The 11,829-nt window shown below is 69.0% G+C and carries 13 protein-coding genes; 9 read left to right on the forward strand and 4 right to left on the reverse strand.

Translation table 11 applies throughout. The annotated features are described in order from the left end of the window. Positions 1 to 74: 74 nt before the first annotated feature. Positions 75 to 305 (reverse strand): response regulator, encoded by a 231-nt coding sequence (locus WFM69_RS12980; RefSeq protein ID WP_337005306.1) that lies wholly within the window; start codon positions 303 to 305, stop codon positions 75 to 77. Between the two features lie 228 nt (positions 306 to 533). Here WFM69_RS12980 and WFM69_RS12985 point away from each other — a divergent pair, with 228 nt between their 5' ends. Further along, the gene (locus WFM69_RS12985) at positions 534 to 1,676 is read left to right on the forward strand and encodes a sensor histidine kinase (RefSeq protein ID WP_337005308.1); all 1,143 of its coding nucleotides are present in this window, start codon (positions 534 to 536) and stop codon (positions 1,674 to 1,676) included. 253 nt (positions 1,677 to 1,929) lie between these two features. On the opposite strand, the gene WFM69_RS12990 is transcribed toward WFM69_RS12985, so the two are convergent. Beyond that, a complete protein-coding gene (locus WFM69_RS12990) occupies positions 1,930 to 2,673 on the reverse strand; it encodes a GntR family transcriptional regulator (protein ID WP_337005310.1) in 744 nt (247 codons plus the stop codon). A gap of 171 nt (positions 2,674 to 2,844) precedes the next feature. Here WFM69_RS12990 and WFM69_RS12995 point away from each other — a divergent pair, with 171 nt between their 5' ends. The 6 genes from WFM69_RS12995 to WFM69_RS13020 all read left to right on the forward strand — a co-directional run bounded on the left by WFM69_RS12995 (position 2,845) and on the right by WFM69_RS13020 (position 9,419). Then, positions 2,845 to 3,774 (forward strand): phosphate/phosphite/phosphonate ABC transporter substrate-binding protein, encoded by a 930-nt coding sequence (locus WFM69_RS12995; RefSeq protein ID WP_337005312.1) that lies wholly within the window; start codon positions 2,845 to 2,847, stop codon positions 3,772 to 3,774. A 126-nt stretch (positions 3,775 to 3,900) separates the two neighbouring features. Further along, positions 3,901 to 4,725 (forward strand): phosphonate ABC transporter ATP-binding protein, encoded by an 825-nt coding sequence (gene phnC, locus WFM69_RS13000; RefSeq protein WP_337005314.1) that lies wholly within the window; start codon positions 3,901 to 3,903, stop codon positions 4,723 to 4,725. Next, positions 4,722 to 6,482, forward strand: a complete 1,761-nt coding sequence (gene phnE, locus WFM69_RS13005; RefSeq protein WP_337005316.1) for a phosphonate ABC transporter, permease protein PhnE — start codon at positions 4,722 to 4,724, stop codon at positions 6,480 to 6,482. Before phnC ends, phnE begins: the two co-directional genes overlap by 4 nt. Next, positions 6,479 to 7,615, forward strand: coding sequence for a TIGR03364 family FAD-dependent oxidoreductase (locus tag WFM69_RS13010; protein ID WP_337005318.1), 1,137 nt, complete (start codon positions 6,479 to 6,481; stop codon positions 7,613 to 7,615). The genes phnE and WFM69_RS13010 overlap by 4 nt, the downstream gene beginning before the upstream one ends. Beyond that, on the forward strand, positions 7,612 to 8,319 hold the full coding sequence (locus WFM69_RS13015) for an HAD family hydrolase (RefSeq protein WP_337005319.1): 708 nt from the start codon (positions 7,612 to 7,614) through the stop codon (positions 8,317 to 8,319). The genes WFM69_RS13010 and WFM69_RS13015 overlap by 4 nt, the downstream gene beginning before the upstream one ends. A gap of 11 nt (positions 8,320 to 8,330) precedes the next feature. Next, on the forward strand, positions 8,331 to 9,419 hold the full coding sequence (locus WFM69_RS13020; RefSeq protein WP_337005321.1) for an alcohol dehydrogenase catalytic domain-containing protein: 1,089 nt from the start codon (positions 8,331 to 8,333) through the stop codon (positions 9,417 to 9,419). 76 nt (positions 9,420 to 9,495) lie between these two features. Here the strand turns inward: WFM69_RS13020 and WFM69_RS13025 are convergent, their stop codons facing one another. Further along, positions 9,496 to 9,969: a hypothetical protein gene (locus WFM69_RS13025; RefSeq protein ID WP_337005323.1), complete on the reverse strand. Its 474-nt coding sequence runs from the start codon at positions 9,967 to 9,969 to the stop codon at positions 9,496 to 9,498. Between the two features lie 68 nt (positions 9,970 to 10,037). Beyond that, positions 10,038 to 10,394, reverse strand: coding sequence for a DUF7882 family protein (locus WFM69_RS13030; RefSeq protein WP_337005325.1), 357 nt, complete (start codon positions 10,392 to 10,394; stop codon positions 10,038 to 10,040). 77 nt (positions 10,395 to 10,471) lie between these two features. Here WFM69_RS13030 and WFM69_RS13035 point away from each other — a divergent pair, with 77 nt between their 5' ends. Together WFM69_RS13035 and WFM69_RS13040 are read left to right on the forward strand one after the other, a co-directional pair. Next, positions 10,472 to 10,819, forward strand: coding sequence for a DUF7882 family protein (locus WFM69_RS13035; protein WP_337005327.1), 348 nt, complete (start codon positions 10,472 to 10,474; stop codon positions 10,817 to 10,819). Between the two features lie 86 nt (positions 10,820 to 10,905). Next, positions 10,906 to 11,790, forward strand: coding sequence for an SDR family oxidoreductase (locus WFM69_RS13040; protein ID WP_337005330.1), 885 nt, complete (start codon positions 10,906 to 10,908; stop codon positions 11,788 to 11,790). Positions 11,791 to 11,829 lie beyond the last annotated feature (39 nt).

An 11,829-nucleotide genomic window follows, 5' to 3' on the forward strand; every position in this document is an offset into this window, starting at 1 on the left:
ACTTACGAGGTGTCCTTCCGGACTGGTAAACGTTGCTCTAGACAATCAACATTTTCCCAGACCAGAAGGACATTTCACTTCACGGCACGCCCACGAACCGCACCCGACATGGTGGATCGGGGCTCAGGCATCTGCACGTCCATCATCACGACGTCGGGCTGCTCGCGCTCGACGGTCGAGATCGCCTCGAGGCCGTCCTCGGCTTGCGCGATCACGGTGATCTCCGGGTCGCGGGAGACGAAGTGCGACAACGCCGATCGGACGAGGGGATCGTCGTCGACGATCACGACACGGATTTCCTGCATGAGGGAGAGCCTAACGGCGTGGACGCCTCACGAGCTGCATGTAGACCTTTGGCCAAAAAGGTCTGGACTTGAGGCTGATGTGCGCTGCGGAGATCGCCGAGAAGATGAATACAGACATCGACGAACGACTAACAAACGGAGGTGAATGTAATGACTTTCTGGCAGCAGGTTGGCAAGTTCTTTGGTCTCGTCCGCTAGAGTACCTGGCGAATAGGAGATAGTGAACCCATGGCCTTCGACCAATCGATCCGGCGATCTACGGATTCGTTCCGATTGGGCAGAGGCGAGAAGCTCAGCGCGATCGAGCGGATCGTCATCCTGGTCATCGTCTCCGTCACCATCGCCGTAGACGTCATCGGCTTCATCACGACTCCGGATGTGAATCCGGTAGCCCTGTTGGTGAGCGTCTCGTCCACGGCAGTGTTCGCCCTGTATCTCTGGAATCCACTCATCGCGACATGCGCCCTCGGCGTCGTGTTCGCCACATCTTTTCTGGCAGGAACCGAATCCCAGGTTCTGACCGCCGCCGCCGTCGCGGCCGGGTTGGTCATGAGACTGGGCTGGACGTCCTTGATCCTGTCGTACACCGGTGCGTTCCTCATCGCTGCCGCACTCGTCGCCAACGGCGACGTCGCGGCCGGCGTGAACGTCGGTCTCTTTCTCGTCTTCGCAACACTGGCGGGTGCTGTCGGGTTCGCCCTGCGGCTCGCCTTCGCTCGGGGCAGTCGCCTCGAGCGCGAACTCGAGGAGCGGGCCGAGCAGGAGCGCCAAGCAGTGCTCGCCGAACGACGATGGATCGCCGGTGAGTTGCACGACAGCATCGCGCACCACCTGACGGTGGTGGCGTTGCACGTGCAGATGCTCGAAGACCCCCAGACCAGCACCGACTCGCAGGAAGCGATCCGCGTCGCCGCGCGCAAGGCCATGACCGATCTCCGGTTCGTGATCGAGCTCGCGGATGATGGGCCGCAGTCCTCCAGCGTTCAGACCGGCGACCTCGCGGCCGCCGTCGACGAGGCGCAGGGCGAGTTCGAAGCAGCGGGCCACTCGGTGGCCCGCGAAGGGGACCCTCGTGACGAGCGCATCCCGCGGGCGGTCGAGATCGTCCTCGCGCGCATCGTTCGCGAGTCAGCCACCAACATCCTCAAATACGCCGGTCCCGGCGAAGTGCAGATCCATCTTCTCGTCGATGACGAGATCGCACACCTCACCCTGCGGAGTCCGCTCCCGACCACACCACGTCGAGAGCTCTCCTCCAGCCGTACCGGTCTCGGCCGCATGGCGGAGCGGGTCATGGGCGCGAGCGGAGAGTTCAGCGCCGGCGAAGTCGACGGGTTCTGGGTCGTGTCGGCCCGACTTCCGGTCGTCTGATGCCCTAGAGTGTGGAAGCACTCCTTTTTGATTCCGTCAGACCCTAGACAAAAGTCTAGAAGAGTCTCGACGTTCGACTCTTCAGGAGGGCTTGCGCCTCGGCCTAACCTGGAGGCTCCCCAGATAAAGCGTCCCCAGCGCTGCGATCGCGGGCGCGACCTTTCTGGCTTCTGAAATACTTTCCGCGCTCGCGATCGCCTTCTGCGTTAAGGGCCTGTTCTCCAGCCCGCCGCCCGCCTGTCGAGCCGCGCGATCACGCGCCGACGGCCCGCATGTAATGGCCGTCCGTGGAGATGCCGGACGCGGCCACCGTGAAGCGCACGACCTCGCTGAGGTAGCGATCCTCCGAGGCCTCGAAGATCCGCCCCTCCGCGTCGCGAGATGTGCGGGTGAGCCGCAGGATCGGGGTGCCCCGTGGCACGCGCAGGAGCGCGGCGTCCTGATCGTCGGCGGCCACGGCGTCGATCACGTGCTGCAGCGTGACGATCGGGTGTCCCACCGACGTCAGGTACTCGGTGATCGAGACCTGATCGAGGTCCACCTCGAACAAGCGCCGTCCGGCGACCTCGGTGTAGTTGAGACGTTCGAGCATGGTCGGGCGGCCGTCGAGGAATCGCAGCCGCACGACGCTGACGATGGTGTCGTCCTCGGCGACCCCGAGGCTCGCCGCCATGTCGCCGGCGCGGCGCAGGCTCAGCTCCTGCGTCTGCGCTCCCGGCGTGACCCCCAGCTCCCGCGCCCAGCGCGTGAACGGCACCGACACGTCCACGGCTTGACTGGCCTTGCGCGCGACCACACGCGCGGGCCGCCCTCGACTCGTCTCGATCAGTCCCTCGGCGCGCAGCGCCGCGAGCGCATTGCGGATCGGCCCGCGCGAGGTGTGCCAGCGCTCGGCCAGCTCCGCCTCGGTCGGCACGTCGTCTCCGGGGCGCAGTCCACCGTCGGCGATCTGGGCGCGGAGGTCGTCGGCGATCTGGGTGTACACAGCTTCAGCCACATAGGTACATTACTTCGTCATGCCCTGTGGTGCGAGGGCAGAGCCGGAATGTTCATCCAGGCGAATGCTTGGTAAACGACCCCTGAACTCTTCCGAGATAGGTACATATCTCGGGTCGGCACCTGCGAGAGTCTTCCGTGGATCACCCCTCACACCTCCTGAAAGGTCCTCATGAAGCTTCGCGCTCTCCCCGCCCTCGCCGGCGTCGCGCTCCTCGCCCTCGGCCTCGCCGCCTGTTCCGGCTCGGCCGAGGCCACCGGCACCCCGGGCGCTGACGCATCGTCGGCCGCCAGCGGCTTCGCGGTCGACGAGAACACCCTCGTCTTCGGCGTCGTGCCCGACTCGGTCGACACCGAGACGAACTACCAGCCGCTGATGGACTACATCGCCCAGATCACCGGCAAGACCGTCGAGTACCACGAGTCCACCGACTACGCCGCCCTCATCGAGGCCGCCGTCGCCGGCAAGGTCGACGTCGCCTCGTTCTCCGGCTTCACCTACGTGACCGCCACCAACAACGGCGCCAAGCTCACCCCGATCTCCTCGATCGTCACCGAAGAGGGCCAGGAGCCCGGCTACTACTCGCAGGCGATCGTGCCCGTGGGCAGCGACATCACGAGCCTCGAGGACTTCAAGGGCAAGAAGGTCTGCTTCGTCGACCCGTCCTCGACCTCCGGCTACCTGTTCCCGTCGTACAACCTGCTCAAGGCCGGCATCGACCCGACGACCGACATCACCCCGGTCTTCGCGGGCAAGCACGACGTGAGCGTCACCAAGGTCGGCGAGGGCGTCGAGTGCGAGGCGGGCTTCGCCGAGGACTCCGAGGTCGAGAAGTCCGACAAGGTGAAGGTCATCGACGAGACCATGGTCCCCGGTGCGCCGCTGGTCTACTCGTCCACGCTTCCCGACGACGTGTCGAAGAAGCTCATCGACGGACTCTCCGAGATCACGATCGACGACATCATCGCCGCCGGTATCGACAGCGCCGACACCGACGCCTTCCGCAGCGTGTTCTACGCCACGAAGCCGGTCGACGACGCGTACTACGACCTGATCCGCGACATCTGCAAGGAAACCGAAGCGGAGCAGTGCAAGGCCTGACGCACTGACCGGTCGCCGAGCGGGCGGGGTGGGACTCCTCGTCCTGCTCCGCTCGCTCGATGGCCGACACCGACCGCGACGCCTCGCCCCCTCGCCCGACGACCGGAAGACCGACAGGACACTGACATGACTGCATCCGACGCCCTCATCCGCCTCGATGGCGTGACGAAGACCTTCGGCACGACCACCGCGTTGAAGAACGCCTCGCTCGAGGTCTCCCGCGGCGAGATCGTCGTGCTCCTCGGGCTCTCCGGCTCTGGCAAGTCCACCCTGCTTCGCCACCTCGACGGCCTGGAGATCCCCACCTCGGGATCGGTCGAGGTGCTCGGCTCCGCGGTTCCTGAGCTGAAGGGGCGGGCGCTGCGCAACCTGCGCAGCCGCGTCGGCTTCATCTTCCAGCAGTTCGAACTGGTGCCGTCGCTCACCGTGCTCGAGAACGTGCTCACGGGCTCCCTCTCCGGCGTGCGCGGCCCGCGCCTCGGGCTCTGGGGATACTCGCGCGCCGCGAAGCTCACCGCGCTGGAGCATCTCGACCGCGTCGGACTGCTCGACCGCGCCTACCAGCGCAGCGACACCCTGTCGGGGGGACAGCAGCAGCGTGTGGCGATCGCCCGCGCCCTCATGCAGAAGCCCGCCATCCTGCTCGCCGACGAGCCGGTCGCCTCCCTCGACCCGGAGTCCAGCGAACAGGTCATGGCCCTCATCCGCGAGATCGCCGCCGACGAGGGACTCACCGTGGTGTGCAGCCTGCACCAGGTCGACCTGGCCATCTCGTGGGCCGACCGCATCGTCGGCCTCCGCCACGGCGAGGTCGTGCTGGACACCCCGACCGGCGACCTCACCAAGGCCGAGGTCATGGAGATCTACGGACGAGTCGCGACCACGACCGCCGAGATCCGCGCCGTCCAGGAGGAGCTCGTGGAGGCGGCGGCGCAGGTGGCCGCATCATGACGGCACTCGACGCCTCGACGGACTCCACCACACGAGGCGGAGGAACGGCTGCGCAGAACGGCGCCGGAGCGACCGTCGCGGATCGCGCCCCGAAACGCCCGATCTCGCCCGAGCGGATCGCGGCATCCCTCACGCTCACCGCCCTCGTCGTGCTCGGCATCGTCGCGGTGCAGGACGTCGGCATCTCGATCCCGGCGATGGTGCAGAGCTGGGGCAACGCCGAGAACTTCATGGCCCGTGTCGGCGGACTCACGTTCCCGGCGCCCGGCGACCTCGCCTGGCTGATCGCGCTCACGGTCGGCCTCGTGCTCGTGGGCACCCTGCTCGCCGCCGTGCTGTCGGTGCCGATCGCCTACCTCGCGGCCTCGAACACCACCCCCGCGAACGGCTGGCGCGCCGCCGCCCGCTTCATCGGCGTGCTCACCCGGGCGCTCCCCGATGTCGTGCTCGCCATGGCGTTCGTGCTGATGTTCTCGCTCGGCACGCTCCCCGGCATCCTCGCGATCGGCATCCACTCGATCGGCATGATCTCGAAGATGTTCGCCGATGCGATCGAGCAGATCGACGAGGGCCCCCGCCTCGCCATCCGTGCCGCGGGCGGATCGAAGCTGCAGGAGTTCACGGCGGGCATCCTGCCGCAGGTGCTGCCGAGCTGGGTGGCCACTGTGCTGCACCGCAACGACATCAACCTGCGCGGCAGCGTCGTGCTCGGCTACGTCGGCGTCGCCGGACTCGGCCTCGAGATGTCGTATGCGTTCAAGTCGCTCAACTACGGCAAGGGCCTCGGCATCGCCCTCGTGATCTTCCTCCTCTGCATCGCGATGGAGGTCGTCTCCAGCCTGGTGCGCGGCGCGATGCTCGGCGAGCAGAAGCACACCCGCTCGTGGATGGACCGACTGCTGCACCCGCGCCTCAGCGCCCGCACCGCCGCCGCGTCGACCGCCCGGCCCGCGTGGGCCACCAGCCCGCAGACCGCCGTGCGCCGTCCCTGGACCGCACAGCGCGTGCGGCACGCGATCGCCGGCGTCGTCGCCGTGCTCGTGGTGATCGGCAGCGTCGTGGTGAGCCAGATCAACTGGATGGACCTGTTCACGTTCTGGGCCAAGCTGCCCGAGGTCGCCGCACGATTCTGGCCGCCCTCGTTCGGCAACTACGACGCGAGCGCCATGTTCGAGGCGATGCGGCAGACCGTCGCGATCGCGCTCGCGGCGACCGTGCTCACCCTGCTCCCGTCACTCCTGCTCGGCTCGCTCGCGGCGCGCAACGTCGCCCCGAACAGCGGAGCGCGAGGGACGGCACGGCTGCTGCTCGTCGGCATCCGCGGCATCCCCGAGCTGATCCTCGCGATCGTCCTCGTGGTGATCACCGGCCTGGGTGCACAGGCCGGTGTGATCGCCCTCGCCATCGGCGGGATCGGCCTGCTCGGCAAGCTCATCGCCGACTCGTTCGAGGAAGTGGACCGCGGCCCGGAGCGCGCCCTGCGTGCCGTCGGGGCCACGCGCCTGCAGACCTACACCGCGGCGACCGTCCCACAGGGCATGCAGGCGCTCATCGGCCACAGCTTCTACATGCTCGACACCAACATCCGCGCCGCGACGATCCTCGGCATCGTCGGCGGCGGCGGCGTCGGCTACTACCTGCTCAACGCCAGCCAGGGCTCGCGCTACGAGACCGTGACGGCGATCGTCCTGATGATCTTCGCCACCGTGCTCGTGGTGGAAGGCCTCGCGATGTGGATGCGGAAGGTGTTCCGATGAACCGCCCTCTGGACACGGCCGACGTGGTCGTGGTCGGCTCCGGCATCGTCGGTCTCGGCGCTGCGTACGCCGCCGTGCGACGCGGACTGCGCGTGATCGTGGTCGATCGGACCGACGCACCCGTGGGGGCCACGATCCGCAACTTCGGCCACCTCTGCATCGGCGCCCAGGGCGGCGAGGCCCGACGCTACGCCGGCGCCTCCCGCGAACTCTGGCTGCGCCTGGCGACGGACGCCGGGTTCTGGCTGCGCGAGTCGGGCACGCTGGTCGCCGCACGGCACGACGACGAGATCGCGGTGCTCGAGGCGGCTGCCCTCGACGGGGGCATCCGGATGCTCGACGCCGCCGAGATGCTGCGGCGGGCGCCGTTGCGCGCCGAAGGACTCGTGGGCGGCGCGCACATCGAGAGCGACCTGCAGACCGATCCGCGCACGGCCGCGAGCGCCATCGTGCGGTACCTCGCCGGGCAGGGAGTCGAGTTCCGCTTCCGCACCGCCGTCACTGCGGTCGGCGTGGGGCGCGTGGACACCACCCGCGGGCCGATCAGCTGTCGCAGCGTGGTCGTCGCCGTGAACCATGACATCGACCAGTTGCTCCCCGACGTCGCGGAGCGGCACGGGATCGTGCGGTGCGCGCTCGACATGATGCGGGCGGCCGTGTCGTTCCGGCATCCGCTCAGCGCCCCGCTGCTCACCGGCTGGTCGCTCGTGCGGTACGGCCGCTTCGCGGGCGGGCCCGAGGCGACCGCGCTGCGCGAGCGGCTGCACACCGAGCGCCCCGACCTGGCAGTGCTCGACCTCAACCAGATGTATACGCAGCTCCCGGACGGCACGCTCATCATCGGCGACTCGCATGCGACATCGGCCGCGCCGGCGCCGTTCCAGCCCGAAGCCGCCTTCGCCGCCTTCCTCGCCGAGGCGGAGGCCCTGTTCGACGCCCCGGCGCCGCGGGTGATCGAGCGCTGGCAGGGCGTCTACGCGAAGGGTGCGCAGGAGTTCCTGATCGATCGGGAGGACGACGGCGTGCTGGTGCTCGCCGCGACCACCGGCATCGGGATGACCTGCGGTCTCGGTCTGGCCGAACAGAACCTCACCGCCGCCTTCGGGTGGGCAGCAATGGAAGGAACCTCATGACCACTCCTCTCGAACTCGTCGTGCTCGACATGGCGGGAACCACGGTGCTCGACGACGGCGTCGTGGAACAGGCGTTCCAGCGGGCTGCCGAGCGCACGGGCGTCGCGGACCGGATGCCGTGGGCCGAGGCGCTGGACTACGTGCGCGTGACCATGGGGCAGTCGAAGATCGACGTGTTCACCCACCTCGCCGGCGGAGACGTCGACGCCGCCACGCGAGCCACCGCCGCATTCGAAGGCGCCTACGCCGAGATCGTCGCCGAACAGGGTGTCTCCGAGGTGCCCGGCGCAGCCGATGCGATCCAGGACCTGAAGGACGCCGGACTCGCGGTCGTGCTCACTACCGGCTTCGCGCCGGTGACCCGGGATGCCCTGATCGACGGCCTCGGCTGGCACGGGCTCGTCGACCTGGTGCTGTCGCCCGTCGACGCCGGCCGCGGCCGCCCCGCTCCCGATCTGGTGCTCACGGCGCTGCTGCGCACGCGGACATCGTCCGTCGCTGCGGTGGCCGTGGCCGGAGACACCGTCAGCGACGTCGAATCCGGGCGTCGGGCCGGTGCCGGCTTCGTGGCCGGCGTGCTCACCGGCGCGCACGACCGAGCGTCGCTGAGCGCGGCAGGCGCCGATGCCGTGCTGAGCGACGTCACCGCGCTGCGCGGCGCACTCGCCCAGCGCGAGCTGCTTCCGTTCGTCGCGACCTCCTGAGCGGGCACGACATGGGAACGCTGCTGATCCGCCCTCCCGGGCATCGGAGGGATGTCGCGCTGCGCCCCGCGGCGACCGCGATGGTGTGGATCGGCGAAGGACACCCGCACGAGACCATCGCCGTGCCCGGGGTGGCGCTCGCGGACGGCGATGTGCTCGTCGCGGTCGAGATGTCGACGATCTGCGGCTCCGACGTGCACACCGTGCAGGGGCGGCGTTCCGCACCCGTGCCGCTGGTGCTCGGTCACGAGAGCGTCGGGCGGGTCATCGCCACGGGCGACGCCGGGGTGAACGCCGTGGACGGGACGCCCCTGCGCATCGGCGACCGGGTGGTGTGGTCGGTGACCGTCTCGTGCGCCGCCTGCGACCGCTGTCTGCACGGGATGCCGCAGAAGTGCCGCAGCCTGGGCAAGTACGGCCACGATCGGGTGGGCGCGCACGGCGACCTCACCGGCGCGTTCGGCACGCACGTGCAGCTGCGTCAGGGCACCGCGATCGTCCGAGTACCGGAGGCGCTGCCGGCGACCGTGCTCGCTCCGGCCTCGTGCGCCACCGCTACGGCGTGGGCGGCTGTGGCGCGTGCCGCGCGGGACCGCGACCTCGACGGTGCGGCCGTCCGCATCCACGGGGCCGGACTCGTCGGACTGTCCGCCGCCGCCATCGCCGCCGAGCAGGGCGCCTGCGTCGAGGTGCTCGATCCGAACCCGGAACGCCGGGCGCAGGCGGCACGGTTCGGCGCCGGCGTCCTCGACCGTGAGCCCGACGTCGTGATCGAAGCCTCGGGGCATGCGGTGAGCGACGCGTTCGAGGGCGTCGCCGTCGGCGGAACCGTCGTGCTGGTCGGCAGCGTCTTCCCCGCCGATCCCGTGCCCTTCGACGCGGAGAGCATCGTGCGACGACTGGTCACGGTCGCCGGTGTGCACAACTACACCGGCACCGAGCTTGCCGATGCGGTCGCGTTCCTCGCGGGACGAGGGCGGGCGTACCCGTTCGCCGATGCCGTGGGCGCGGTGCGGTCGTTGCTCGACGTCGACGCGGCGCTGGTCGAGGCGGCAGCACCGGGAGCACCACTGCGGGTCGGCCTGATCCCGGGGTGCTGAGAACAGGCGATCCCGCCGGATCAGGCGCTCTCTGTCGCGGGATGCCTGCGGCGGAGGAGCCGCCTGATCCGGTCCTTCAGGATTCCTCGGAGTAGTCCGGCCGCGGACGCTGCAGCGGCTGGTCGGAGTACTCGCCGCCCTCGCGTCCGCCGTAGGGGCGGCCGTGGTCGGCGAACTCATCGCGCGCGAACACGAAGGCCCACGGCCCCGCGGTGAAGTGCGCTCCGGTGCGCAGCGTCTCGGCGTTCGCATTCCCGTGGGTCGCATCCACTCCGAGGCTCGCGTTCGTCTCGCCTTCCCCGTGCAGGGTCAGCACGTACTCGTCGCGGTCATCGTGGGTGATCGTCGCATGCACGGGGTCGGTCTCCGCGAGGCGAAGCTCGTTCCCCTCGGCCGACCCGATCCGGACCACCTCGGCGTCCAGTGCGAACTCGGTGCGCTCGTCGTCACGCGTGATGCGCAGCCGGGGGTTCCCTGCGCCGCGCGCCGCGTGGGTAGTGGTCGGCGTATAGCCGTCGTCAGCTCGATCGTCGAGGTGTCGTTCGGTCATGGCGGGTCCTCCTCGGGGCGTTTCCCCGACAGTAGGTGCGCCGTGCCCCGCGACCGAGGGGGTTGACTTCAGGCCTCGACGGAGTCTGCTTCCACGGACGGTTCCGTGTCGCTGGCGGCGGTCGGGAGCATGTCTGCCGTCAGCAGCGTGATGCCTCCGCTGGAGTTGACGGAGTGGGCCAGGGCGGTGATCCACTCGGGACGCAGCTCGGGTGAGACGGGGTCGTCGAACACGAAGCGCAGCGGGATCGACGGATGCAGCCAGATGGTCGAGCGGCCTGCGGGTTGGCCTTCGGGATGGCGCCAGGAGAGGGTGAAGCTCTCGTTCCGGCGCAGCTTGGTCGCGATGACGACCTTGAGGTGAGCGAGGGTCAGATCGTCGATGGGGATCGGGTTGGTGCCCGAATGATAGAACAGCGCTCCCATGGGCATACGCTACGCAAGGGGGACGGATCCGACAAGCGATGCCGTCCCGGCGCGGAGCCGATCGAGGAGTAGCACGAATGGGCAAGTTCATCTACGAGGGTGGTGTGAAGACCGAGGTCGAGGATCGCGCTCTCACCCATCTGCAGCTGGTCATCACCGCGAAGCTGCGCCGCGGGGAGCCGTTCCCGTTCAGCTGGCGGGAGGACGCGAGCGTCGGCGGTGGCCGCACGACCGTGTGGATCCACCCCGGAAGCTCGCTCGTCTTCAAGTACTTCGGCAGTCGGCAGCCGTCGATCAACCGTGCCTGGATCGAGGCGCTCGCCTTCACCGCCAACGCTCCCAGCGGCCTGTACCTCGTCCCGGAGCCCGCCGAAGCCGGCGTGGAGCCCGGCACGGGAGAGGTCCCGGCCACTCCTCCGGTCTGATCCGGGTCTGCACGTGTCAACCCCCTGACGGGGGCGTGCCGACTCGGCGAGGGTGGGTCTCGTTCGACGAGACGAGGAGGATCGGCATGGCCGACAGTACACCCGACCCCAGGAACGCACACCGAGTGGCGGGGTTCCCCGCCCAGCACCAGGACCAGCCCGGGTTGACCGAGCAGACGCGACCGGAACCGGACCACGGTGAGGATTCGTACCGCGGCCACGGGCGTCTGGAAGGACGCCGGGCACTCATCACCGGCGGTGACTCCGGCATCGGCAGAGCGGTGGCGATCGCGTTCGCTCGTGAGGGTGCCGACGTCGCGATCGCTCACCTCCCGGAGGAGCAGGACGACGCGGAGGACACGCTCGCCCTGGTCCGCGAGGCGGGTCGCGAGGGCATCAGCATCGCGGGCGACCTGCGCGAGGAGGAGTTCGCCACGTCGGTCATCTCCGAGACACGCAGCGCGTTGGGCGGACTCGACGTGCTGGTGCTCAACGCCGGGTACCAGCACGACATCGACGGGTTCGAGAACCTGGAGACCGAACGGGTGCGCCGGGTGTTCGACACGAATCTGGCCGGACTGCTGTTCACGGCGCGTGCGGCGTATCCGGACCTCGAGCCGGGCGCGAGCATCATCGTGACGGCATCCATCCAGGCGTACAGTCCGTCGCCGGGACTGATCGACTACGCCATGACGAAGGCCGCGCAGGTGGCGTTCGTGAAGGCGCTCGCGGAGGAGGCGGGACCGCGCGGGATCCGGGTCAACGCCGTCGCGCCCGGCCCGATCTGGACTCCGCTGATCCCGGCGACCGGATGGGATGCCGAGCGACTGGCGACGTTCGGTGCCGACACACCTCTCGGTCGGGCCGGTCAACCGGCGGAACTCGCTGGGGCGTATGTGTATCTCGCCTCGTCCGAGTCGTCGTACACCTCCGGTTCGGTGATCGCCGTCACAGGTGGCAAGGCACTCTGACGGAGACATCGCCGCCGACGCGCCGCCTAAGCTTGTCTG

This window comes from Microbacterium sp. LB12 (assembly GCF_037150835.1).
In the GTDB taxonomy this organism is placed as follows: domain Bacteria; phylum Actinomycetota; class Actinomycetes; order Actinomycetales; family Microbacteriaceae; genus Microbacterium.